This is a genomic window from Streptomyces sp. NBC_01750, assembly GCF_035918095.1.
Lineage (GTDB): Bacteria > Actinomycetota > Actinomycetes > Streptomycetales > Streptomycetaceae > Streptomyces.
Genome location: NZ_CP109137.1, coordinates 7,801,984 through 7,824,649, shown reverse-complemented (window position 1 = coordinate 7,824,649; position 22,666 = coordinate 7,801,984). Strand labels below are relative to the sequence as shown.

The following is a 22,666-nucleotide window of genomic DNA, read 5'->3' as shown; positions in this document are numbered from 1 at the left end:
GCTCTAGCGTTCCTCTAACCTCCGCCTTGCATCCCCCTCTCTACGGTGTTGAGCCAGGTCCAGGCCACAACCCACCCACCGAGGAGGCACCATGAAGGCTCTGCTCGAACGCGCCCGATCGTTCCGGCGCCGGGTAGATTTTGAAAGCCACACATATCGGAAACTGGCCGAGGGGCAATTTCCGCAGGCACTCTTCATCGCCTGTTCCGATTCCCGCGTCATACCTGCATTGATCACGGGGGCACGGCCCGGTGAAGTCTTCGAAATACGCAATGCGGGCAACATCGTGCCGCCGCACGGACAGCATCTGGTCTCCGGGGAGGCCGCCACGGTGGAGTACGCGCTGGAGGTGCTGGACGTCCGTGACATCGTCGTCTGCGGGCACTCGCACTGCGGCGCGATGGGCGCACTGTCCTCCGGCAAGGACTTCTCCGCACTGCCCCGCGTAGGGGCGTGGCTCGAGGTCGCCAGGCCGGGGCTGGCCCCCGTGCTGGAACGCGAGCCGACCGGTCCGGTCAACTCCACCGGCGAGAGCGAAGATGCGCGCCTGACAGAACTGGCGCAGCTCAACGTGCGGGTACAGCTGGCCGCGCTGCGGGAGAACCCGGCGATCCGGCGAAGGCTGGCGCAGGGCGTGCTGCGGCTGCACGGCTGGTACTACGAGGTGGACACGGGCGAACTCTGGGAACTGAGCGAGGACGGCGACACCTTCCGGGTGCACGCATGCTGAGCCCCGGTCAGGAGCGGGACTCCGGTTACGGCCAGGACCACGGCGGCCGACGGCGCCAGGGCGGGACCCGAGGCGGCAGGCACCGGGCTCGGCGCTCCGGGCGCGGACCGAGTCCTGCGCAGGCGATGCCGTCCACGCCCGGCATCGCAGGGCCGCCCGCGTACGACGCCGACGGTTCGTACGACTCGTACGGCAACGCGCCCCCCTCGTACGGAACACCGGCGCCGCAACCACCGGACCCGCAATCACCGCCCCCGCCGGAGCGGCCGCGGCCGCAGGGCGGAAACAAGCGTGAGACCCGTCAGAAGGTGGATCTCGCCACCGAGATCACCGCCTCCTTCGTCGTCTTTCTCGTCGCCCTCCCCCTGTGCATCGGCGTGGCCGTGGCCTCTGGCGCGCCGCCCGAGCTGGGCATCATCTCCGGGGTCGTCGGCGGCCTGGTGGTCGGCATGGCGCGCGGCAGTACGCTTCAGGTGAGCGGCCCCGCGGCCGGTCTGGCGGCACTGGTCGCAGAGGCGGTGCTGGAGCACGGCCTGGCCACGCTCGGGGTGATCGTGTTGGCGTCCGGGGTCCTGCAGATCGGGCTCGGGCTGATCCGGCTGGGCCGGATGTTCCAGGCGATCTCCATCGCCGTGGTGCAGGGCATGCTGGCCGGGATCGGGCTGCCGCTGATGTTCAGCCAGGCGTACCCGCTTGCCGACGCCAAGGCCATCGGCAAACCGGTCGAAAATATCCTGGGAATACCGGAGTTGATCGCGAACACCGCCGCTGATCCGCAGAAGTCGATCGCGGCCGGGCTCGGTCTCGGCACCGTCGTGCTGAGCTTCCTGTGGAAGAAGTTGCCGGGTCCGGCGAGGAAGGTGCCGCCCGCACTGGTCGCCGTGGCGGGCGGTATGGCGGTGGCCTCGCTGCCAGGGGTCCGGATCACCACCCTTCAGGTCGGCAACCTGCTGGCCTCCGTACAGATTCCGGGACCGACACAGTTCGCGGCGCTGGCCAGTGGCTCGGTACTGACCACCGTCGTCACCTTCACCATCATCGCCTCGGCGGAGAGCCTGTTCACCGCAGCTGCCGTGGACCGCATGCACACCGGCCAACGCACCCGCTACAACTCCGAGTTGATCGCCCAGGGTGCAGGCAACACCCTCTGCGGCTTCCTCGGCGCGCTCCCGATGACCGCGGTGGTCGCACGCAGCTCGGCCAATGTGCAGGCAGGGGCCACGACCAGGCTGTCCCGCACGCTGCACGGCCTGTGGCTGCTCGCGTTCGCCCTGCTGCTGCCGAGTGTGCTGGCTCTCATCCCGATCTCCGTACTGGCGGGTGTGCTGGTGCACAGCGGCTGGAAGTTGTTCGCGCCTGAGGAGTTCCCGAAGATGTGGCGCCAGGACCGCGGCGAGTTCGTGGTGATGACCCTCACCACGGTCGCGATCGTCGCCACCGCCCTGCTCGAAGGCGTACTGGCGGGTCTCGCCGCGGGGATCGTGCTGGCCGCGCTGCGCATGTCACAGACCTCGGTACGCACCAGCGTGGAGGGCGACACCGCGATATTGGTCATGGCGGGCAATGTGACCTTCCTGCGGCTGCCGAAGCTGATCGACGCTCTGGAGACGGTCGCCGCCGCAGGGACGCCGGGGATACGGCTCGATCTGACCGGCGTGGCGCACTGGGACCACGCCTGTCGCAGCCAGGTGGACGAGTTCGTGGCCCAGCACCGAGGATCGGACGTACGCGTGGAACTGCTGCGCCCGGACACCCCGAACGCGCCGCCCCCGCCGGCCCCGTCGGCATCCGGGGCGGAGCCGCTGCCCGACAGCGGCCCGGCACATGTGCCGGGGCCGACGGCGCAGTGGTCCTACCGCGACCCGACTCCGGTGGAGGACCCATTGACCTCAATGAACTCAATGAACTCAATGGACTCGACGGTTTCGACGGTTTCGACGGGCTCATCGGACGCATACGCGGCCCGGGTGCGTATGCGCTGAGACCCGGTCGACTCAGCCGAAGGCGCCGTCCGCTTCCCGGACGGCGCCCTCGGTGTGCGGCGCGGGCTCGCACCCCGACGAGGCCGGCGGCACGCCTGGGCGATGGTCCTCGTTCGTGCACCTGAATTTCGGGCCGCCCAGGTCCAAGTCGAGGACCTGCCGCGGACACACGGGCAGGTGCTTGCTCAATGCTGTCCGAGCAGGCGGTGGAAGAACGACCGATACTGCCGTAGGGCCATACGCAGATCTTCGGTATCCGCTTCCTCGCCCCGCTTCCACTGTCCCTCGAGATCCTGCTTGTGCTGAGCGAACGTCGCGGCCAATGTCTGCATCACGTCTGCGACCAGGGAGTCGGCCGCATGCACCGCGTCGCGTGGGTCGTCGACGAACCGGTTCTGAATCTCCTGCCAGCGCACGCGGAAGCTCTCTTCGTCCTCCGTCGTCAGCAGCTGCGGTGATTCATCTTCGGCTGGTCCTGCCGCCTCCTGAGCCGGGGATTCAGCGGGTTCACTTGCCACTGGCGCGGCCTCGCCAGGAAACGAAGGGGCCTGGGACCCGCGTTCGGGCTCGGCCACGTCCCGGTCACGCGGCGCTGCGAGGTCCTCGGTGGACAGGCCGCTCTCGGTGGATTCCGGTCTGGGTTGGCGTTCCATCTCTCCTCCGTTCGGCCAGTCCATCGCGTCGAAGGTCTTCGGCACCTGGGAGCGGTCAGGCCGGGGCATGACGGGCCTGACCGCCATCGGTGAGCAGCTCGTCGAACAGAACGCGGTAGTGCACCATGGCGCCCCGCAACTGCTCGGTGGTCGCCTCGTGTTTCACTCTGAGCTCGTTGACCTGGTGAGCGGCGCGATAGTGCTCGATCGTGCGGCCGTGCTCGACAGAAAGATCGTCGAGCCGCTGCGCCAGGCCCTCGGTCGGGTAGCCGCGCTCGTGCATCAACGAAGTGACCAGCAGGTCCGCGTCATGCACGGCATCCTCCGGGCGGTCCACGAACTCTCCCTGCACGCTTTCCCAGTCCCGGGCGTACCGATCCCGGACACTGCTGGGCAGTGGCTTGATGTCCAGAGAGTCATGGCGCTTCTCGCGTGCGCTCAATTCACGCTCGGCGGCACGCCGACTGCCGGTGTCCTCGACCGTGCGTTCATACTCCGGGCCGAAACGCTCGCGCAGGTGCCGACGGCGCCGGACGAAAGCGGCTGCCACGGCAAGCACAGCGACAACCACGACGATGGGAATGATGATCGCTAGGAGGGTTCCTGTTGACATCTGACGAACCTCACAAAATGCCGATTATCCTCCTTTTTAGAATATTTGATTATCGCCACGGTGGCGAGCTGACGGGCCCAGCCGGCCGGGGGGCCACCAGGTCCCGGTAGTCACCGGCCCGGGACACAGCCCCCCATGGGAACGCTCCGGCGAAACGGGTGCCGGAGGCGACTACCTACCACCGCGGGAATTCGAGGCAAAACACAACCGCGCCAAGCCCCGGACGCCGCCGGAGCACGCGCAAACCGGCCGACCGAACTCATGGGCGGGTTCACCATCTGTCCGCTGGGCAGAAGTAACCAAATCAATAACCTTGTTCAAAGGTTAACTTGACACTCCCGTCACTCAGTTGCACACGCCATCGAGGGAGCGAGAACAGGAAAGCAGAATACGCCGGTGGAGTTCTGGAGCACGTTTGGTCTTTCCAGTGCTTCGAGCGCCGCCTCCTCAGCTCATCGGTAACAGACCTTCCTCACGATAAGCTGAGTACAGATTCGCAGGATGAACCTTTGGTAGGACTTTCTCAGGTCGCGGCGCGCAGGAACACCGGACCGTCCCGCCACCCGCCATGACCAGACTCCAGATGCGTTCGGCAGGTCACGGCGGCGAACCGGGCCACTTCTCGCGCCTCCTGCGGTTTGGGTCCGGACGGACCAAGCCCCAGTAGCGGTGTGGTGATTCGCCATGCCATCCACGTGCTCGGAGGTGGGATATGAACGGTCGAGCGGCGGCAGCGCAAAGTGGCGTCGGAGCAAGCGCACGGGATGTCGTGGTGACCGGTATGGGATTCTGCCTGCCGAGTGACGGACGGCCCGTCTTCACCGCGGCGGAGGTCTGGGACATCGCCTCGCACGGACGCTCATGCCTCTTGCGTGATGGCGTCTACCACGGCCCGGTAAACCTCACGAATGAAATGTTCGAGGAACGTTTGCCCGATTTACCGGGAGTTTTCTCCCGCACTTCACTGCCGCACATCGATTCGGTCTGGTGTCACTGGCAGAGGCGTGCGTGGACGCCGAGTTGAACCTTAATGCCGGGGATCTGGCGGCTTCAGCGATTCTGGCCGGGCGGGGCGGGGTGGACGCCCAAGTACACAGCTATCTGGCGGTATTGGAGGCCGACTCCGAAAAGATCACCGCCCGGCAGGCGACGGACTTGTTCATCGGCACCGAATTGGCCGTTTCCCCCTCCGACGTAGCCCTGGTCCAAGGAGCCCTGACCCGCTCAACCGGTCCTTGCTACACGGTGCTCCGTGTCGCCCAACGAGCGAATACGTCGATCGGGCCGATGGGCAAGCCCGCCGCCGTCGTTCGATCGCCTCATGCGGCCCTATGACCGGCGCGCGGACTGCGTGAACTACGGCGAGGGTTCAGTGACTTTGATCCTGGAAAGCCGCGACCACGCACACCGGCGCGGTGCGCATGCCTACGGCCAGATCCTGGCACAGGCCACGACCCGGGACGGTCTCGCCAACCCGTTGTCGAGCGACGAGAGCGGCTCCGGGCTGGTGGCCGCTGTCCGTAAGTGCCTCGGAGACCGGTGGTCCATCGACCAGGTGCCCTACATCCACGGCGGCAGTGACGGTGACGCGCTGGTAACCGCCTTTGCCGCCGGTCCTCGCTCCTGACCCGGATCGCCGGAGCGGGAGCCATGGCAACCGTGGGCCTGGACTGCGCCACGGCAGAAGACGAACTCATCGCCGCCGGGTCCACCGGATCGGTCTCGGTGGCTGTACTTGCCGCCCCCGGCTCAACCGTCGTCGCCGGCGAGAGGACCGAGGTGGAACGGCTGGTTGCCGCCTGGGGCCTGCGAGGTATTCCCGCGCATCTGATCGCCGTGGACGTCGCCTCGCACTCCCCCCAGGTGGATCCGCTGCTCGACGACCTCGCCGCGGCTCTGGCCGGCTTGACACCCCAACAGCCCCAAGTCCCGTTCTACTCAACGGTCCTGCCCGACCCACGAGGCATTCCGGACTTCGACGCCGCCTACTGGTGCGCGAACCTGCGTCGCCCCGTCCGGTTCAGCAACGCGATCGGCGCCGCAGCAGCGGACCGGCACAACGTCTACGTCGAAATCTCTCCGAACCCGGTCGTCACCCGCTCCATCACGGACAGCCTGCCCGGTCTCATCGACAACCCTGTCGTCCTGCCCACCCTGCGCCGTGGTGAGTCGGAACTGGCCACCTTCCGGACCCAGCTCGCGGCCCTGCACTGTGCCGGCGTGAACGTCGACTGGTCGAAGCTCTACGCGGACGCTGACCTCTCCGACGTACCCTCCATCACCTTCGACCGCCAGCGTCACTGGGCGGACCTCACGGCCGATCCGGGCACTGCCGCGGCAACGGCCGGCAACCTGCCCGGCACACATGCCGAGGTCCCCGGCGAACAGGTGCGCCACTTCTGGCGGGGAGACGCCGGGACCGCCGCGCTGCCATGGCTGGCCGACCACCGGGTGCACGACAACCCGGTGTTCCCCGGCGCCGCCTACTGCGCCCTCGCGCTGACCGCGGCCTGCGCAGTGTTCGACGCACCTGCGCAGGAAACCGAGGTCACCGATATCCGGTTCCTGGAGTTACTGCAGCTGTCCGACCACGCCGAAGTGGTCACCACCGTGACCGTGACCGCCCCGGACCACGCCTCGTGTGAAATCTTCGGTCGCGGTGGCGACGGAACCTGGGTACGACAGGCGACGGCCGAACTGCGGCATGCCGCCGTACCACAGCAGCCTCCCACGGCAAGGCTGACCGCCCTGCCGGGACAGCATCCGGTCGCCCTCGACCCGGCTTCGCTGTACGCGAGCATGCGCGCCCGCGGCATCGAACACGGCCCGGCCTTCACCGGCATCACGAACCTTCGCATCTCGCGCGACGGCGAGAGCACCTGGGCCCGCGTCGAGATACCCGCCGCGGCGAAAACAGCGCCACACGCCTTGCGTATCCACCCGGTCCTGGTCGACTCCTGCGCGCAAGCCCTGGTGGCAGGGCTGACCCGTGGGCCCGGCCAGGGCCTGGTCCTCCCGGTCGGGGTCAAGGCGGTACGCATCCTCGGCGATCCCACGACCGCCGTGTACTGCCACGCCCACATCGAGGAGGAGAAGACCGACAGTGTCACCGGACATGTCAGCCTGCTGGACGAGGCGGGCAAACCCGTGTTCAGCATCGACAGCCTCCAACTGGTACGCCACGAGGTGACCGACGCCGCCGACGTCGACAGCTGGTTCCTCGAGACGCGCTGGCAACCCGGACCCCGCTCGGAGACGACGGGGACGATTCCGCCGGGAAGCTGGCTCGTCGTCGGCGAGGCGGACGGGTCCGCCCAGGCGCTTGCGGCCGTTCTGCACGCGGCAGGGGCGACGGCCGACGTACTCGACACCCCGATCGGCGACAGCCCGCTCGGGTCGCACAAGGACATGCTCGTCGAATACCTGGACGCCCACCCCGCGTCCCCGCACGCGCTGGTGCTGCTGTGCGCGCCACCCACCGCAGGCGGAGATCCGGCAACGGATGCGCTGGGACGCACCCGACGGTTGCTCGACACCGCCCCAGCGGTCGCCTCCGGCTGCCCCGAACCTCCTCGCCTGTACGTGGTGACCCATGGCGCCCAGACCGTCGAACCCGGCGAGACAGTGGATCCCGGGCAGAGCGCCCTGCGTGGACTGGTGCGCGTCCTCGCGTTCGAACACCCGGAAATCCGCGCCACCCATGTGGACGCCGACCCGGACGACGCCGGGCTGCACGACGTGGCGGCCGAACTCCTCGGGACAGCCCCCGAGGACGAGGTCGCCCTGCGTGGCGGCACGCGCCACATCGCCCGGCTGGACTACGCCCCGCTTACGGACGCCGAACGCACCCGGGCCGGCACACGCACAGTGCGCTACGGAACGGACCGCTTCCGGCTCCGGGTCGGCCGCTTCGGAGACCTCGACGCCCTCGAACTCACCGTCGGCGACCGACGCGCCCCGGGACCGGGAGAGGTCGAAATACGTGTCCACGCCGCGGCCGTGAACTTCCGGGACGTGCTGACGGCCATGGGCCTGCTTCCCGGCGACAAGGACGTCCGATACCGGATGGGCTTCGAATGCGCAGGGACAGTGACCGCGGTGGGGCCGGATGTCGAGGCCGTCCACGTCGGTGACCCCGCGCTCGCCATCGACCTGCGGGGCGGTGCCTTCGGCTCGTTCGTCACCGTGCCCGGCGCTGCCGTCGTGCCCGCGCCGGCCGGAATCGACCGCACCGCAGCGGCAGGGCTCCTCGCCGTATACCTCACCGCCTGGTACGCCTTGCGTCACGTCGCCCGGCTCTCCGCGGGGGAACGGGTACTGATCCACTCTGCCACCGGCGGGACCGGCCTGGCCGCCATCGGCGTCGCCCGGCTGCTGGGCGCCGAGGTACTCGCCACAGCCGGTAATGAGGAGAAGCGCGGATATCTGCGGGGCATGGGAATCGAGCACGTCATGGACTCCCGGTCGCTGGACTTCGCCGAGCAGACCCGCGCCGCCACTGCGGGCGAAGGCGTCGACGTCGTCCTCAACTCCCTGTCGGGCAAGGCGATCCGGGCCGGACTGGAGACTCTGCGTCCTTTCGGGACTTCGTCGAGCTCGGGGTTCGCGACATCCTCTCCGACGCTTCCCTCGGGCTGTTGCCGTTCCGGCACAACATCACTCTGAGCACCGTCGACCTCATCGAACTCCAGCAGAATCGTCCAGAGCTGTTCGCCCTGGTACTGCGCGAAGTGCTCACCGAGATCGCCCGTGGACGGCTGGAGCCCCTGCCCTGCCAAAGCTTCCCGCTCGCCGACGCCGCAGCGGCCGCCCGGCGGGTGCGGCGAGCCGGTGAAGATCTTGCACCACAACGCCTACGAGCATTTCGAGTTCACGCACGAGTACTGCGACCTGCACGGTGTAACACTGCCGGTCTACCGCTGGTCCTACCGCACGTACATCGCCGAGTGAGCGCCGGGGACGCGAACCGCCACCGACAGGCCGGGGCGGTTCCGCTGCACCGGACGCCAGGGAATCGCCGGCCAACTCGACACCGTGGAGCCGGCGTTCGACAGCCGCGGCGTTCAACGCAGCTCCGGCACCGAGGAATTCAAAACCGACGACCGGCAGCGCCGGATCGGTCTCAACCTCACCGGCTGCTGTGCGTCGGGCTACGGCCCCAGGATGGTCCGGGTCGCCGGCACCGGACCGGGCACCACGGTCGACACGGAGCTGCCCTCTTCCTCCGTCCCGGCGCGGACCGCCGCCCCACGGGGCGTGCGCACTTGAAGCGTCGGGCCGGGGCGCATCACGTCTCCCCCGGCTGTTCGTACTCCGGGATGAGCCGGCGTCGCGACAGCCTGGCCGCAATTGATCGTCAAGGGGTGGGCGGGTCCACGTCGATGGGGCATGAGGCGTCCACGACCGCCTCGGGAAAGGGTCCTTCAACTCTCACTCGTACGGGCTAGAAACCGAGTGAGAGCCCTTGTCCCCGTTGGGCTCTCCCCACGTCGGAGTTGCGTGGCCGCGGGAGCCATGAGTCGGTGGGAATCGGGTTCTGTCAGATCTCACCACCAGGAGGAGACATGAGCACTGCGCAGAAGGGCCAATCGGCCGAGCGGCTGTCCGTCGTGTACGCGGTCCACGTCATCGAGGGCGGCGAGCAAGGTTTTCTGGACGTGTATGAGCGAATACGCAAGTCCGTGGCCCGCGTCCCCGGACACCTCATAGACCGGCTGGGAAAGCCCCTCGACGGCTCCCGGCAGTGGGTGATCACCAGCGAGTGGGAGACGCCCGAGCACTTCTTCGCGTGGCAGCAGGGTGAGGACCACCGCGCACTGGTGGCTCCGCTGCGCGAGTGGGTCGACGAGACCCAGTCGCTGCGGTTCCGGGTCATTCAGGAGACCGTGGGAGGGAAGGCATGAAGCGCCCCGACGGCCCGGTGGCCGTCCTCGGTCTCGGCACGATGGGAACCGGCCTTGCCACCCGCCTTCTCGACCAGGGCATCCAGGTGCGGGTCTGGAACCGCACCGCGGAGCGGGCCGGGCCGCTCGCCAAGGCGGGCGCCTTCGCCGCGGCCCATCCGGCCGATGCCGTCGAGGGTACGAGCGCTGCCATCTGCACCGTGGCCGACGGCGAAGCCCTCGAAGCCGTGCTGCGCGGACCGGACGGGGTGCTGGCCGGGGGCCCGTACCCCGGATCCCTGGTGTGCGCCAGCACAGTCGCCCCGGAAGAGGTCGTCCGCCTCGCCGGTAACGCACAGTCCGTTCTGGACGTCGGCATGCTGGGAAACCGGGAGCACGCCCGCACCGGCGAGCTCCGGCTGTTCGTCGGCGGCGAGGAGCGGGTCTTCACCGCGGGCCGGCCGCTGCTCGAACTGCTGGGCAAGGATGTGGTCCACCTCGGCGAACTCGGTTCCGGCATGCGGATGAAGCTGCTCCTCAACCTGCTGATGGGGATCGAGGTGCAGGCTCTGGCCGAGGCCGTCGAGTTGGCGGTGGCCGCCGGACTCGACCGGAAACTCGTCCTCAGCACGATCGCGGGCAGCGGCTTCGCCTCGCCGGTCATGGCATTCAAGTCGAAGCGCCTGGCAGCCGGTCGCTTCGACAAGCCCGACTTCCGGCTGCGCCTGATGGCCAAGGACCTCATGCTCGTCGCGGACCAGGCCGCGGAGGCCGGACTGCGACTTCCGCTCGCCGCCGCAGCCGCGGAGACCCATGTCCGCGCCACCGAGCAGGGATTCGGCGACGAGGACTGTGTCGCGGTCACCCACGCACTCACACCGAAACCGGGAACTCACACATGATCATCGATATCCACGGGCACCTGTCCCCACCGGAGGCCGCCCGACGCTTCCCCATGCCCCCCAGCCTCACCGACGTCGACGGCATGCTCGCCGCCCGCGCTCAGGCCGGGATCGACCTCACCATCATCGGCAGTCCGGTCGGCGCCGGCGCGATGGCGCGGGTCCCGGGCGTCGACAACTACGCGCAGCCACGAGACCGGCTGCGGGGCTTCCACGACTGGATGTCGGGCCTGATCGCCAACTTCCCCGACCAGTTGCGCGGATACGTGTACGCCAACCCGTTCGGCGACGACGATCACCTGGAGGGAGTCCGGGAGACGCTGGCGGATCCCGCCTTCGTCGGCCTGATCACCACCTCCAGTGTCCACGGCGAGCTGCTCGGCTCTCCGCGAGCCGACTCCTTCTTCGCGCTGGCCGCCGAGACGGGAGTGCCCGTCCTGGTGCACGCCCCGGCCGAACCGATCGGCACGGAGCGGGTCGACGACTTCGGCTTCGTCGAGCAGATCGGCCGGTTCGGGGACATCTCGATGGGCATGGCGATGATCGCGTTCGCGGGGTGGCTGGACAAGTATCCCGGCCTGCGACTGATCGGTGCCACCGGCGGCGGCTCGATGGCACTGCTGACGGAACGCCTGCAGACGGCGGCGCGTCCCCGGCACTGGGGCGGGAGCGGGGGCGCGCCGACGGCGCCGCCCTCCGCCCCGCCGGCTGCGGACCCGGGTGCGGCGCTGCAGCGGATGTACGTCGACACCAGCACGTTCAGCCCGGCGCACCTGGGCCTCAACGCGGAGGTGCTCGGGCCGGAGCGGATGCTGTTCGGCACTGACTCGCCGCCGATGTCCGTGCCCCTGGAGGAGTTCATGCGCATGATCGAGAAGCTGCCGATCGACAAGGCGTCCCAGCAGCTCATCCTCGGCGGCAACGCCGAGGCCCTCTTCGACCTCAGGAGCCGTCCGTGACAACAGTGGATGACCCAGCCGCCGCAGCCGAGCGGTGCACCCCCGAGTTCCGGCGGAACCCGCACCCGGTCTATGCCAACCTCAGGGATTCGGCGCCCGTCTGCCCCATGCGGCCGCCGCACGGCATCGACACGTACCTGATCACGCGGTACAAGGACGCGCGGGCCGCCTTGACGGATCCGCGGCTGAGCAAGGACATGTACGGGGCCATGGACGCGTACCGAAGGATCTTCGGTGACTCGTCCGTGGCTCTCGACGACCACATGCTCAATGCCGACCCGCCCAAGCACACCCGGCTGCGCAAGCTGGTCAACTCCGAGTTCACCCCGCGTCGTGTGGAGGCGCTGCGGCCCCAGATCCAGGACATCGTCGAGACACTGCTGGACGGATGCTCGACCCGGGAACCGGTCGACCTGCTGCCCGCGTTCGCGTTCCCGCTGCCGATCACCGTGATCTGCGAGCTGCTCGGCGTGCCGTCGGACGAGCGGTCCCAGGTGCAGGGCTGGTCCACCACGGTGGCGCACACCGGGTTCAGCAAGGAATCCAGGCAGGCCCAGCAGAAGGCGGAGGAGAGCCTGCACGCGTACTTCGCGGATCTCCTCACGCGTAAGCGCAGCCGTCCGGGTGACGACCTGCTCAGCGCCCTCATCGCAGCCCGGGACACGGACGGCGGCCTCACCGAGCAGGAGCTGATCTCGACAGCGTTTCTGCTGATGTTCGCCGGTCACAAGACGACCGCGTACCTCATCGGCAACGCCGTCTACCATCTCCTCTCCCATCCCGCTCAGCTCCGCGCCGTGAAGGAGAACCCGGAGCTGGTGGGCCAGGCGGTGGAGGAGCTGGTGCGCTACGACGGCTCGGTGGAGAGCGCGACGTTCCGTTTCGCGACCGAGGATGTGGAGATCGCCGGGACGCGGATTCCGAAGGGCGCCCTGGTTCAGATCGCGCTCAGTTCGGCCAACCGCGACCCGCAGAAGTTCGACTCCCCGGACCAGTTCGATGTGACGCGCCCGGAGAACGCGCAAAGCGCCCACCTGGGGTTCGGGCACGGCATTCACTACTGTCTGGGAGCGCCTCTGGCCAGACTGGAGATGCAACTCGCTCTCACCGGTCTGTTCAGCCGCTTCCCAATGGTGGCTCTGGCCGACCCCGCGCGTGAGGCGCCGTGGATGGAGGTTCCGTTCCCGGCCTTCCGCGGCCTCGCTGAGCTGCCCGTCGTGCTGGAGCCTGCTGCGCTGTAACCGACAGCGGGGGGGATGTCGGCATCCTCGTGCCGTCGCGATGCCGTCGCCGAGGAGTCCCGTGGTGTGTCGCCGGTGCGTACGGGGCGTCGGCGGCGGTCGGGGCGCCTGTGAGTCGTCCAGGCACCCGGCGTCCAGGGCTCTTGCAGGGCTCAGGCGACCCGGGCCGCGGCACGACAGAGCGGGATCAGCGCCGCGCCGAGGCCGAGCCAGGCCAGGGCGAACAGCCATCCGCCGAGGACATCGCTGGGCCAGTGCACCCCGAGGTAGACGCGGCTCAGGCCGACGGCGATGGCCCAGCTCACCAGGAGCACACAGCCGGCGTGCGCGAGGGCGGGACGGGCCCTGCCGGCGATGGCCCAGGCCAGCAGTCCTGCCACGAGTGCGGACGTGGTGGCATGACCGGAGGGGAAGGCGAAGCTGGAGGCGTGGGTGGCCCAGTCCGCCGTGGCGGGCCGTGGTCGCCCGATGAGGTGGAGGAGGCCGGAGCGGGCGGCCTGGCCCAGGGCGAGGAATCCGACCGTGCCGACCACCGCGTATATGCGCCCGCGTGTGTCGCGTCCCGCTATGAGTCCTGCGGCCACGGCGCACGCATACGGGAAGACACCGGTGCCGGTCGCGGTGATGCCCCTCGCGAGGGAGACAGCGAGAGCGGGGCGGTGGCGTACGGACCAGACGTGCATGCTCCGGTCCAGGGGCAACGGCAGACCCTGGTGGAGGGTGACGACCATGGCCAGCGCCGCGAAGAGCGTGGCGCAGAGCACCGTGACACCCAGCGCGGCTGTGCGGCTGATGTGCTTGGCCGTCAGAGATGTTTCGTTCATCGCGGTGCCACCAGCGGGCGCAGTGGGGTGTCGCGGAGGCGGTCGACGAGTGGGCCGGTGCGGCGTGCCGCCAGTGCCAGGGGCCCGGCGACAGCGGCTCCGACGATCAGGCCGAGGATGACGTCGTGGGGATAGTGGGCTCCCACCCACACACGGGAGAACGCCATCAGCAGCGCCGCGGGAATGGCGATGGCTCCGAGGCGGCGGTGGGTGAGCCAGATGGCCACGGCTGCCGCGGCGGCGATGGCGGCGTGATTGCTGGGGAAGGACCAGTCACCCAGGGCAGGACACGACTCCAGTGTGACGGTGTGCAGTGTCCGGCAGGGCCGCTGCTCACGCACCAGCGACTTGATCACGGTGTCGGCGGTGAAGGCTGCGACCACGACGAGGGGGGCGGCCAGCGCCATGGCGGTCTGCGGCGAGGCACCGGGCCGTGCGCGCCACCAGGCCACCAGCATGAGCACGGCGAACAGCGCGAGGCCGTAGGTGGACCAGGCGGAGAGCACGGAGTCCAGCCAGGCAGGCGCGTTCCTGGCGACGTCGGTGATGGACATGTACGCGCCGCCGTCGAGGGAGCCTCCGTCCATGGCAATCGGCATCAGCGCGAACCGCCCTCGGATGTACGGCGGGAACGGCCGCGCAGCGCTTCCACGGCCAGCGGGAGGAGGGAGATCATCACGACCAGGCCCACGATGGGCAACAGATAGCGGTCGACGCCGGCGACCGAGGAACCCAGCGCGTATCCGGCGAGCACGAGACCGACGGTCCAGATGAGGCCGCCGACGACCTGCCAGAGTGTGAACAGACGGGCGGGCACGTTCAAGGCTCCGGCCAGCGGATTCAGCACCGTGCGCACCACAGGAACGAAGCGGGCCAGCACGATCGCCTTGGCATACCCGTAGCGGTTCAGCAGGCCCTCGGCCCGCTCCGCGCCGTCGTGGAGTTTGCGACTGCGGCTGCGGGCCAGCAGCGTCCTGCCGCCGCGGCGGCCGATCCAGTAGCCGGCCTGGGCTCCCAGCAGGGCTCCGACGGCAGCGGCGATGAGGACCTGGGGAAGCGAGAGGTGCACCGGGCCCTGCCCATCGGGCACGCACAGCAGGCCCGCGGTGAAGAGCAGGGAGTCCCCCGGCAGGAAGAAGCCGACCAGCAGTCCGGTCTCGGCGAAGAGGACGGCCGCGATACCGAGAGCGCCGAACGCGGACAGCAGTGATCCCGCGTCGAGGAGGTTCACGGCCTGCGGCACTGCCACGAGGACGGATACGGCCATGGTGGGCTGCTCCCATAATGGTGGGCAGGGCCGGTCGTGGCGACGGCCCGATTGACTACAGCAATGTAGACGGTCTACTTCACTGTAGACGAATGATGGGGGAGGATCGTTCCCATGAGTGACAAGAACACGGATCGGCGACCCGCCGGAGAACTGGAATCCGGTGTGCTGGCGGCCCTGTGGGCCGCCGAAGGCCCGCTGACCCCTGCCCAGGTGCAGAGCGCGCTGGGCACGTCACTCGCGCGGACCACCGTCACGACGATCCTTTCCCGCCTCTACGAGAAGGGCACCGTGACCCGTATCCGCTCCGGTCGCGGATACGCCTACACGCCGACCGCGGATGCCGCCGGCCTGACGGCCCGGCGAATGCATTCGGAGCTGGCCAAGGACGACGACCGAAGCGCCGTACTGACGCGCTTTGTCTCCCAGCTCAGCGACGACGACGAACAGCTGCTGCGCTCCCTCCTGGATGGGGGCGCCGCATGATCTACATGGTGTGGGTGCCGCTGCTCGTGCCGTTCCTCGCGGGCCCCGCGGGCCGACGACTCGTCTCCTGCCTGCCCCCGCGGCAGTCGGCCTGGCTGCTCACCCTCACCGCGGCGGGTCTTGCCGTGAGCAGTACGGCCGCTCTCGCCCTGCTCGTCGTCCCCGGCGCCACCCACGTGCACGCCGTCGCCGCTATCGGTGAACTTCTCACGCCCCTCTCGACGGGCTCACCCGACGCGGTCGTGGCCGTGGCGATGGTGGCCGCGGTCCTCCTGCTGTGGTGCGCCGCAGTGCTGGCGCGCCGGCTGCACCGGCGCGGCGCCCAACTGCGTCAGGCGAGGCGGCTGGCAGCCGGCGCGGACGGTGAACTGGTCGTACTGAAGGACGACAGCCCGGACGCGTACGCGCTGCCCGGGCGCCCCGGCAAGGTGGTGGTGACCTCCGGCATGCTGCGCGCTCTTTCCGCCGCCGAACGGGAGGCTCTCTTCGCCCACGAGCGCGCCCACCTGACCGGCCGTCACCACCGCTTCCTCACCGTGGTGGAGCTGGCGGGCCTGTGCCATCCCGGGCTGCGCGCCCTGCGTGAGCCCCTCAGCTACGCGCTGGAGCGCAGCGCCGACGAAACCGCGGCCCGGGCCGTCGGCGACCGCCACCTCGCAGCCCGGGCCGTCGGCAGAGCCGCCCTGGCTGCCCGCGCCACCCGGTCACCCGGCGCGGGACGCCCCGGCTTCGCACTGGCTGCCACGACGGGCCCCGTCCCACGCCGCGTGGCCGCCCTGCTGAGCAGCGGTGCGCCGACGCGCGGTCGGCGAAGGACCAGCCACGTCATTGCCGCTGCGCTGCTGGCGTGCCTTGTGCTCTCGGCCGCTGCCGCGCTGGAAGCCGCCGACGACCTGCACGCCGGCATCGAAATCGCCCAGGGCGAAAGCCCCCGGGACTGAATCCCCGCACGGGGTGTGGGCTCGTCGGCGGCCCTGCGGGTTCGCTCAGGCCGGGACCGGCTCACTCCTGCGGCTGCCCAGTGCTTGGTTGTACCGGCGCAGCAGGAGTACTGCGGTGGTGGCCAGGCCGGTGAGCAGGCCGAGCCAGATGCCGAGAGTGTCGACGCCCAGGGGGTAGGCGAGGAGCCACGACGCCGGGAGCCCCACGGCCCAGTAGCCGATGAGGGTGATACGGAATCCGCTTTTGGTGTCGTCGAGACCGCGCAGGAGCCCGACGCCGATGTTCTGCGCGCAGTCGAAGAACTGCAGGAGGGCGGTGACCATGAGCAGCTGGGTGGCGATGGTGAGTGCCTGGTCGGAGCCGGAGTCGAGGAAGGGCCGCAGGACGAGTTCGGGCACCGCCAGGTAGGCGATGCCGACGACGGTCATGACGGCGCCGGCGCAGGCGAGTGCGGTGTTCTTGATGCGGCGTGCGTCGTCGTGGCGGCCGAGGGCGAATTCGCGGCTGACATTGATGGATGCGGCGTGGGAGAGGCCGACGGCTACCTGGAAGACGATGTAGACGAGCTGGTTCACGGCGGTGTGCGCGGCCAGCGCGGCGGGCCCGAAGGATCCGGCCATCAGCGCGGTGATGGAGAAGAACCCCGCCTCCGAGCCGTATGTGGCCGCGATCGGCACGCCGAGACTGATGAGCCGCCTGACGGTGGCCCGGTCGGCCTTGGCCACGTTCAGAGTGAGCAGCGGCGCCAGCTCGCTGTCCCTCTTCGCCGAAATGTACAGAGCGAGGAAGGACAGGAGGTAAACGGTGGAGGTCGCGATGCCGATACCGGTCAGGCCGAGACGCGGCAGCCCCCATGTGCCGTGGATGAGGACCCAGTTCAGGCCCGCGTTGACGGCGATGGACGCGATGGTGATCTGCAGCAGGGCCTGGGGGCGCCGCATGCCGACCGTGAACTGGCGGATGGCCTGGAACCACAGGCAGGGCAGCAGACCGGGAGCCAGGGCCATCAGCATGGTCCGGGTGCGTTCGACGACGGCGGAGTCCTGCCCGAGCCAGGTCAGGGCGGGGCCGATGAGGATCATGAGGATCGCTCCGGCGATACCGGCGAGAGTGGCCACCGCCAGGCTCGCGCGGACGATCGCCCGGACCTCCTCGCCGGCTGCCCCGCCGTCGTCTGCGTCCTTTCCAGCGGTGGCCACGGCCTGCTCGGCGCGGGCAGCGGCGGCGGCTATCTGGTTGCCGACGGAAGTGACCAGGCCGACGCCCATGGTGCGCAGCTGGTTGAAGATGACGATGGCCAGGCCACCGGCCGCCAGTTCCCGGGTGCCGAGCATGCCCATCATCACGGTGTCGGTGGTGGTCAGGGCGACCTGCGCGAGCTGGGTGAGGATGAGCGGTACGGCGAGGGTGGCCAGCGCGCGGCTGTCGCGGAGCAGAGTGGTCAGCATGGGGGTTATCGGTTCCTGCGGAGTTTGGTGAGGAGCTCGTCGATTTCCCGTTCCGCTGCGGGATCGAGGAGGTCGCGGGCGTGCATCCACTCGTCGTTGAAGACGGTGTCCATGTACTTCTCGCCGCCGTCGTTCACGAGCGCGACCATAGTCGTGCCAGGGGGAAGTGAGGACAGTCGGGTCAGAGCCTCGTGGACGACACCGCCTCCGGAGCCGCCGATGAGGAGTCCGGTGCGGGCGACGGCGCGGCAGGTGGCGAACGCTTCGACGTCGCCGACCTTGACACCCTCGTCGATGAGGCCGAAGTCGACCAGCGCGCCGATCTCGGCGCCCTCGGGGGTGCCGGTGCCGGACTGGTAGTAGTCGTGGGCCGGGCCGCCGAACGCGATCGACCCCTTGGGCTCGACCCCGATGGTGGAGAAGTCGGGTATGAGCTTGCGCAGTTCGCGGCTGGTGCCGCACAGGGCCCCGCCGGTACCGACCGCGCCGATCAGGACATCGATACGTCCGTCGAGGGCCTCGTTCAGTTCATGGGCGACGGGGAAGTAGCCGACGCCGTTGCTGGGGTTGTTGTGCTGCTCGGTGAAGATGGTGTTGTCCTGCCCCCGGGCCATGTCCTCGGCCAGCTCTTCGCGGGCAGCGGTGGCCAGCTCTTCGGTGCCGTCGTCGACGACGTAGACGAGTTCGGTACCCAGGGCCTTCATGCCGCGCAGCTTGTCGGTGCAGGCGTGGTGGTCGACCACGGCCGTGAAGGTGTAGCCGCGTTCGGCGGCGATGACGGCGAGTCCGAGGCCGGTGTTGCCCGAAGTGGACTCGATGATGCGGCCGCCGGGCCGCAGCTCGCCCCGGTCCTCGGCATCGGTGACCATCTGGCGGGCCATGCGGATCTTCGCGGTGCCGGTGGGGTTGAACATCTCCAGCTTCAGCAGCAGACGGCTGCCGGTCTCTGTGGCGGCCAGTTCGAGCAGCGGGGTGTAGCCGATGAGGTCGGACACGCGGGAGACCACGGCGGGGCGCTGAAGTGCTCCGGGCATCGAATGCTCCTGTGAGGGGGGGTCGGTGGTGAGACGGCTCAGGGTCAGCCGAAGTGACGGTCCAGCCGCCAGCGCGGGCGCGGGCGCTCGGTGTGGTCGATGACGACCTTCGGCGGAAGGGCCAGGTCGTGGAAGGGCGACTCGTTGGAGTCCATCTGGTATCCGGCCGTGTTGGGGTAGACCAGCAGGTCGCCGGTGCGCGGCTGTCGGGGGAAAGGGATCTTCCGCCAGGTGAGCATGTCCGACTCGAGGCAGGTCGCGGCTCCGACAGCGGCGGGGTACGTGCCCGTTGACGCGTCCGGGCTCCGGGAGAGCAGGTACGGGTCGGGCAGGTACTCGCTGTTGAACCACTGCTCGGACAGGCTCAGGCTGGTGCCGTCGACGGTCAGGAGCTGATAGCCGTCGCGGTCCTTGACACCCTGGATCCGGAACACGGTCGCGCCCGCCCGGTCGAGCAGAGCCCGGCCGGGCTCCATCAGCACGACGACACCGGCTTCCCTCAGCAGCTCGGCGAGGCTCTCGCCGTGTCCCTCGGGCCGCGCGGCGAGCAGCGCTCGCAGCGCCCCGGCTCCGGCGGCCGGCGAGTGATACGGATAGAAGTCGCCGGTGCTGAACGACTTGCCCGCGTGGTAGTGGCCACTGTTCTGTTCGCCGAGGAAGGTGTGCCAGGCGTCGGCGTCCGTGTAGCTGACCGCCAGGCCCCCGCCGATGCTGATCCGGCTCGCCTCCAGGCCCAGGACGCGGGCCTTGAGACACAGTTCGACCAGGTGTCCGGCGAGGTCGGCGCGCGGCTGGATGGCATAGCCGGACAGATGGAAGCTGAACCCCTCCATGCGTACGGCATCGCCCGCACGCACGCAGCGGTCCATGGCGATGGCCAGTTCGGCGTCGTTCATGCCGAAGCGGCTGTGCGGCTGAGCCGGCGGCAGACAACGCAGGAGCAGCCGGGCCGGGCGCACCCTGCCGGCCAGAGCGGCCGAGATGAGGTTCTCGAGTTCGTCGAGCGCGTCAACGGCGATCAGCGCCCCCTGCTGCACCGCCAGGGTCAGCAGGTCCTGCCCCTTGGCCGGGCCGGTGACCACGATGTTCTCCCCGCGCACACCGTGTCCCAGGGCCTCACGCAACTCACCGAGGGATGCCACATCGACGCCCGCGCCGCCGGCCGCGCACCGTTCGATCCACACCGCGGCCTTGTTGGCCTTCTTCGCGTAGTACACGACACCGTCGGCGCCCGCTTCCGCCAAGGCGGCCCGCATCGCTACCAGATTGGTGTCGAAGGCGTCGGGCAGCAGGAAGTGGAAGGGGCCGCCGAAGGCGTACGAGAGTTCCTCGACGAGCCCACTGGCCAGAACCGCGTCGGTGGCGGTGTCCGGCAGCGCGGGGAGGGTGGGCAGACCGGTGTCGCTCACTGCCACAGCGGTACCTCGGTGCCCAGGCCCTGAGCCAGCGCGAGCTGCGCGAAGCGGTGACCGAGGGCGATATCGGTGACGACCAGGCCGCTGTTGTAGGCGAAGATCCGCTCCTCGGCCGAGTGGCGGCCTGCCACGACTCCCGCGATCACGGGCGGGAACTCGCTGTCGACTGCCGGGAGTTTGCCGTCGGCATCGGCCATGTCGGTACCGGTGACGTTCATCTGCGCCTCGCTCGTGGCGATGACCCGGTCGGCCTGGTGGAGGGTCGAGGGGGCGAGACCGTGGCCGACCAGGATGGACAGCGCGCCGGGCCCCAGCCAGCCCGCCTCGACGGCGGCAGATGTGTGCCCTCCGGCCGTGGCGACGATGACGTCGGCGTCCGCGGCCGCGGCCCGCAGATCGGTGACGATCTCCAACTCCCGCTCCGGGAAGTATGTGTGCAGCTGCTCGCGGACCGCTGTGATGCCCTCGGCGTGGGAGCCGAACAGCATCAGCCGGTCGAGTTCCGGGAGCGTGGTGAGCAGGAACGGCAGAGCAAGGCGGCCCTGAGTCCCGGTGCCGATGACCAGCGCACTGCGGGCGCCGGGGGCCGCGCATTCGCGGGCCAGCAGCGCGGACACGGCCGGGGTGCGCAGAGAGCCGATACGGGAGCAGTCCATCATCGCCACCGGCAGGCCGGTGACATCGTCGTAGAGGGTGAGCGACGTGTAGTAGTGCTGTTCCTCGCGGCCCTTGTCCAGGCCGTGCTTGTAGGAGGTCTTGATCGCGACGACGTTGCGGGAGCCGTCCCGGCCCAGCATCGCGTACGAGACCGAGTGCCCGTCCCGCGGCTTGACGGTCAGCTTCCGGGGGTTGTCGGACTGACCGGCGTGGAGGGTGCGGTAGGCGTCCTCCACGGTGGCGACCACGTCGGCCAGGGATATGTCGATCCCGGCCAGGTCGGTGGTCGAAAGGATCCGCAGGTGCTTGTCATCCCCGGATACGGGGGCGCCGGCGGCGGGCGAGGTGTCGGTCATGGTATTCCTCCGGTCCGTGGGCGGGTGTTCAGCCGACGTGCGCTTCTAGGGCGGCCTGGCCGTAGCCGTGCTCATCGGCTTCGGCCAGAGGGCGGCTGCGCCGCCCGGGGACACGGATGGAGGCCCGCTTGAGCCACCGGTCGGTTCCGTCGTAGCGGGCCTGGAAGGGCACCCGGCCGTGGACCACGAGGTCGTTGTCGACAACGAGAACCTCGCCCGGACTGAGGCTGACCGCGACCGATACGCGGGCGAGTTCGGCCTCCAGGCGCCGGTAGGCAGCCCGGTAGGTCTCGTCGGCGTCTTCCACCGGCGTGTAAGCCGGGTCGAAGCGCAGTGTCACGCCCTCCTCGGTCGCGAACAGGGTGGGCACCGCGGGAGGCGCCTGGTCGGCGTAGCCCTGTGCTTCGGCGTAGGCGTCGTCGGGGAGGATCGGCAGCGCGGGCCGCGTCAGGATGTCGAAGTCCTCGTCCGCGAGGCGGGTCCTGCGGATGCTGGCGGCGGTGGTGGCGATGTTGTCGTGATTGCGCATGCAGCCGAGCATCAGCAGATGCGCACGGCCGGGGTGGAAGGCGTCCTCGGTGTGGGGGCTGAGGAGCACCGTGCTGCTGGCGCCGGTCTGTGCGGTCTCGTGCCCGGGCGAGGGAACGATGTTGTGGACGAACCGGCCGTCCTGCTGGCCCTCCCAGGCGATGGGGTTGCCCATCACGGTGGCGAGCAGCAGCAGCGCGATGTCGTAGACCGCCCCGCTGTCGCCGGCGGTGGCCCAGCCCGAGGGCGTACGACCGACCACTTCGTCGTCGACATCGAGGCCCCGCAGGACGAACAGTCCGTCGGCGGTGTCGACGGGGCGGCAGTGGTGGCGAAGGGCGTCGCTGAACTCGTCGGCGCTCTGCGCAACCCGCTCAAGGAGCTGGGGAGATGTGGCAGATGTGCCGAATTCGGCAAGTATTTTCTCTGCGGCCTGGCGGAGTTCGCCCACTGCGTGGGCGTCGAGCTGGCGGACAGGTGCGGCTGCCGTGCTCATGGCGAAGTAGTCCGTTTCCGTCGGATGGCAGGGATGGTCGAGCCTGCTGCGACACCTGGCGTCACCCGCAACCGGCGCCGCGGTTGCGTAACGGGCAGGCCTGAGAAGCCGCTTGTACAGCGACTGAAGGGCTGGGGGTTGTCGGCGACTCGAACGCTTTCATATTACTTAGGTAAGCCAAACCTTACTCCACTGTGCCCGGTCCGACAATCTCTCAAGTCATGGCCCACGCCGAGCAGTTCGCCCCACGC

General features: G+C 69.2%; 23 protein-coding genes. 13 read left to right on the top strand and 10 right to left on the bottom strand.

Going from position 1 to position 22,666, the window contains the following annotated elements; all coding sequences use genetic code 11:
- The first annotated feature begins 91 nt into the window (after positions 1-91).
- Together OG966_RS35335 and OG966_RS35330 are read left to right on the top strand one after the other, a co-directional pair.
- Positions 92-730: a carbonic anhydrase gene (locus OG966_RS35335; protein ID WP_326654147.1), complete on the top strand. Its 639-nt coding sequence runs from the start codon at positions 92-94 to the stop codon at positions 728-730.
- Positions 724-2,712 (top strand): SulP family inorganic anion transporter, encoded by a 1,989-nt coding sequence (locus tag OG966_RS35330; RefSeq protein WP_326654146.1) that lies wholly within the window; start codon positions 724-726, stop codon positions 2,710-2,712. The genes OG966_RS35335 and OG966_RS35330 overlap by 7 nt, the downstream gene beginning before the upstream one ends.
- Before the next feature lie 185 nt (positions 2,713-2,897).
- Here the strand turns inward: OG966_RS35330 and OG966_RS35325 are convergent, their stop codons facing one another.
- Positions 2,898-3,410, bottom strand: coding sequence for a hypothetical protein (locus OG966_RS35325; protein ID WP_326654145.1), 513 nt, complete (start codon positions 3,408-3,410; stop codon positions 2,898-2,900).
- 10 nt (positions 3,411-3,420) lie between these two features.
- Positions 3,421-3,978: a hypothetical protein gene (locus OG966_RS35320; RefSeq protein WP_326654143.1), complete on the bottom strand. Its 558-nt coding sequence runs from the start codon at positions 3,976-3,978 to the stop codon at positions 3,421-3,423.
- 1,008 nt (positions 3,979-4,986) lie between these two features.
- Here OG966_RS35320 and OG966_RS35315 point away from each other — a divergent pair.
- From OG966_RS35315 to OG966_RS35275, 9 genes are all read left to right on the top strand, one after another.
- Entirely contained in the window at positions 4,987-5,313 is a 327-nt protein-coding gene (locus OG966_RS35315) for a hypothetical protein (protein ID WP_326654142.1), read from the top strand.
- Positions 5,300-5,605 (top strand): hypothetical protein, encoded by a 306-nt coding sequence (locus OG966_RS35310; RefSeq protein ID WP_326654141.1) that lies wholly within the window; start codon positions 5,300-5,302, stop codon positions 5,603-5,605. The genes OG966_RS35315 and OG966_RS35310 overlap by 14 nt, the downstream gene beginning before the upstream one ends.
- Positions 5,606-5,628: 23 nt before the next feature.
- Positions 5,629-8,643, top strand: a complete 3,015-nt coding sequence (locus OG966_RS35305; protein WP_326654140.1) for an acyltransferase domain-containing protein — start codon at positions 5,629-5,631, stop codon at positions 8,641-8,643.
- A gap of 165 nt (positions 8,644-8,808) precedes the next feature.
- Positions 8,809-8,928 (top strand): DUF5988 family protein, encoded by a 120-nt coding sequence (locus tag OG966_RS35300; RefSeq protein ID WP_326654139.1) that lies wholly within the window; start codon positions 8,809-8,811, stop codon positions 8,926-8,928.
- Positions 8,929-9,012: 84 nt separating this feature from the next.
- The gene (locus OG966_RS35295; protein ID WP_326654138.1) at positions 9,013-9,246 is read left to right on the top strand and encodes a hypothetical protein; all 234 of its coding nucleotides are present in this window, start codon (positions 9,013-9,015) and stop codon (positions 9,244-9,246) included.
- A 296-nt stretch (positions 9,247-9,542) separates the two neighbouring features.
- Positions 9,543-9,881: an antibiotic biosynthesis monooxygenase family protein gene (locus OG966_RS35290; RefSeq protein WP_326654137.1), complete on the top strand. Its 339-nt coding sequence runs from the start codon at positions 9,543-9,545 to the stop codon at positions 9,879-9,881.
- Positions 9,878-10,762 (top strand): NAD(P)-dependent oxidoreductase, encoded by an 885-nt coding sequence (locus OG966_RS35285; RefSeq protein WP_326654136.1) that lies wholly within the window; start codon positions 9,878-9,880, stop codon positions 10,760-10,762. The genes OG966_RS35290 and OG966_RS35285 overlap by 4 nt, the downstream gene beginning before the upstream one ends.
- Positions 10,759-11,721: an amidohydrolase family protein gene (locus OG966_RS35280; protein WP_326654135.1), complete on the top strand. Its 963-nt coding sequence runs from the start codon at positions 10,759-10,761 to the stop codon at positions 11,719-11,721. Before OG966_RS35285 ends, OG966_RS35280 begins: the two co-directional genes overlap by 4 nt.
- The gene (locus tag OG966_RS35275; RefSeq protein WP_326654134.1) at positions 11,718-12,962 is read left to right on the top strand and encodes a cytochrome P450 family protein; all 1,245 of its coding nucleotides are present in this window, start codon (positions 11,718-11,720) and stop codon (positions 12,960-12,962) included. The genes OG966_RS35280 and OG966_RS35275 overlap by 4 nt, the downstream gene beginning before the upstream one ends.
- Positions 12,963-13,114: 152 nt before the next feature.
- Here the strand turns inward: OG966_RS35275 and OG966_RS35270 are convergent, their stop codons facing one another.
- From OG966_RS35270 to OG966_RS35260, 3 genes are read right to left on the bottom strand one after another with little or no spacing between them, the layout of a single operon-like run.
- Positions 13,115-13,786 (bottom strand): phosphatase PAP2 family protein, encoded by a 672-nt coding sequence (locus OG966_RS35270; RefSeq protein ID WP_326654133.1) that lies wholly within the window; start codon positions 13,784-13,786, stop codon positions 13,115-13,117.
- Positions 13,783-14,373 carry a phosphatase PAP2 family protein gene (locus OG966_RS35265; protein ID WP_326654131.1) on the bottom strand — a complete coding sequence of 197 codons (591 nt, stop codon included), beginning with the start codon at positions 14,371-14,373 and terminating at the stop codon, positions 13,783-13,785. Before OG966_RS35265 ends, OG966_RS35270 begins: the two co-directional genes overlap by 4 nt.
- Before the next feature lie 11 nt (positions 14,374-14,384).
- Positions 14,385-15,053 carry a DedA family protein gene (locus tag OG966_RS35260; protein ID WP_326654130.1) on the bottom strand — a complete coding sequence of 223 codons (669 nt, stop codon included), beginning with the start codon at positions 15,051-15,053 and terminating at the stop codon, positions 14,385-14,387.
- A gap of 114 nt (positions 15,054-15,167) precedes the next feature.
- On the opposite strand from OG966_RS35260, the gene OG966_RS35255 reads away from it, so the two are divergent.
- Both OG966_RS35255 and OG966_RS35250 read left to right on the top strand, forming a co-directional pair.
- Positions 15,168-15,539, top strand: coding sequence for a BlaI/MecI/CopY family transcriptional regulator (locus tag OG966_RS35255; protein WP_326654129.1), 372 nt, complete (start codon positions 15,168-15,170; stop codon positions 15,537-15,539).
- Positions 15,536-16,480: a M56 family metallopeptidase gene (locus tag OG966_RS35250; RefSeq protein WP_326654128.1), complete on the top strand. Its 945-nt coding sequence runs from the start codon at positions 15,536-15,538 to the stop codon at positions 16,478-16,480. Before OG966_RS35255 ends, OG966_RS35250 begins: the two co-directional genes overlap by 4 nt.
- Before the next feature lie 45 nt (positions 16,481-16,525).
- On the opposite strand, the gene OG966_RS35245 is transcribed toward OG966_RS35250, so the two are convergent.
- Genes OG966_RS35245 through OG966_RS35225 form a run of 5 tightly spaced genes read right to left on the bottom strand, consistent with a single transcriptional unit; the run spans position 16,526 to position 22,415 of the window.
- Positions 16,526-17,929 (bottom strand): MATE family efflux transporter, encoded by a 1,404-nt coding sequence (locus OG966_RS35245; protein ID WP_326654126.1) that lies wholly within the window; start codon positions 17,927-17,929, stop codon positions 16,526-16,528.
- Positions 17,930-17,934: 5 nt separating this feature from the next.
- Positions 17,935-18,963: a cysteine synthase family protein gene (locus OG966_RS35240; protein WP_326654125.1), complete on the bottom strand. Its 1,029-nt coding sequence runs from the start codon at positions 18,961-18,963 to the stop codon at positions 17,935-17,937.
- A 44-nt stretch (positions 18,964-19,007) separates the two neighbouring features.
- Entirely contained in the window at positions 19,008-20,372 is a 1,365-nt protein-coding gene (locus tag OG966_RS35235) for a Y4yA family PLP-dependent enzyme (RefSeq protein ID WP_442806781.1), read from the bottom strand.
- A complete protein-coding gene (locus OG966_RS35230) occupies positions 20,369-21,391 on the bottom strand; it encodes an ornithine cyclodeaminase family protein (protein WP_326654123.1) in 1,023 nt (340 codons plus the stop codon). Before OG966_RS35230 ends, OG966_RS35235 begins: the two co-directional genes overlap by 4 nt.
- A gap of 28 nt (positions 21,392-21,419) precedes the next feature.
- Positions 21,420-22,415: a TauD/TfdA family dioxygenase gene (locus OG966_RS35225; RefSeq protein WP_326654122.1), complete on the bottom strand. Its 996-nt coding sequence runs from the start codon at positions 22,413-22,415 to the stop codon at positions 21,420-21,422.
- Between the last annotated feature and the right edge of the window lie 251 nt (positions 22,416-22,666).

Excerpts from the sequence above, each read along its gene's own strand:
- OG966_RS35335 (WP_326654147.1), top strand. The coding sequence starts at position 92 with ATGAAGGCTCTGCTCGAACGCGCCCGATCGTTCCGGCGCCGGGTAGAT.
- OG966_RS35330 (WP_326654146.1), top strand. The coding sequence starts at position 724 with ATGCTGAGCCCCGGTCAGGAGCGGGACTCCGGTTACGGCCAGGACCAC.
- OG966_RS35320 (WP_326654143.1), bottom strand. The coding sequence starts at position 3,978 with ATGTCAACAGGAACCCTCCTAGCGATCATCATTCCCATCGTCGTGGTT.
- OG966_RS35310 (WP_326654141.1), top strand. The coding sequence starts at position 5,300 with ATGCGGCCCTATGACCGGCGCGCGGACTGCGTGAACTACGGCGAGGGT.
- OG966_RS35305 (WP_326654140.1), top strand. The coding sequence starts at position 5,629 with ATGGCAACCGTGGGCCTGGACTGCGCCACGGCAGAAGACGAACTCATC.
- OG966_RS35290 (WP_326654137.1), top strand. The coding sequence starts at position 9,543 with ATGAGCACTGCGCAGAAGGGCCAATCGGCCGAGCGGCTGTCCGTCGTG.
- OG966_RS35285 (WP_326654136.1), top strand. The coding sequence starts at position 9,878 with ATGAAGCGCCCCGACGGCCCGGTGGCCGTCCTCGGTCTCGGCACGATG.
- OG966_RS35280 (WP_326654135.1), top strand. The coding sequence starts at position 10,759 with ATGATCATCGATATCCACGGGCACCTGTCCCCACCGGAGGCCGCCCGA.
- OG966_RS35270 (WP_326654133.1), bottom strand. The coding sequence starts at position 13,786 with ATGAACGAAACATCTCTGACGGCCAAGCACATCAGCCGCACAGCCGCG.
- OG966_RS35265 (WP_326654131.1), bottom strand. The coding sequence starts at position 14,373 with ATGGACGGAGGCTCCCTCGACGGCGGCGCGTACATGTCCATCACCGAC.
- OG966_RS35260 (WP_326654130.1), bottom strand. The coding sequence starts at position 15,053 with ATGGCCGTATCCGTCCTCGTGGCAGTGCCGCAGGCCGTGAACCTCCTC.
- OG966_RS35255 (WP_326654129.1), top strand. The coding sequence starts at position 15,168 with ATGAGTGACAAGAACACGGATCGGCGACCCGCCGGAGAACTGGAATCC.
- OG966_RS35250 (WP_326654128.1), top strand. The coding sequence starts at position 15,536 with ATGATCTACATGGTGTGGGTGCCGCTGCTCGTGCCGTTCCTCGCGGGC.
- OG966_RS35245 (WP_326654126.1), bottom strand. The coding sequence starts at position 17,929 with ATGCTGACCACTCTGCTCCGCGACAGCCGCGCGCTGGCCACCCTCGCC.
- OG966_RS35240 (WP_326654125.1), bottom strand. The coding sequence starts at position 18,963 with ATGCCCGGAGCACTTCAGCGCCCCGCCGTGGTCTCCCGCGTGTCCGAC.
- OG966_RS35230 (WP_326654123.1), bottom strand. The coding sequence starts at position 21,391 with ATGACCGACACCTCGCCCGCCGCCGGCGCCCCCGTATCCGGGGATGAC.
- OG966_RS35225 (WP_326654122.1), bottom strand. The coding sequence starts at position 22,415 with ATGAGCACGGCAGCCGCACCTGTCCGCCAGCTCGACGCCCACGCAGTG.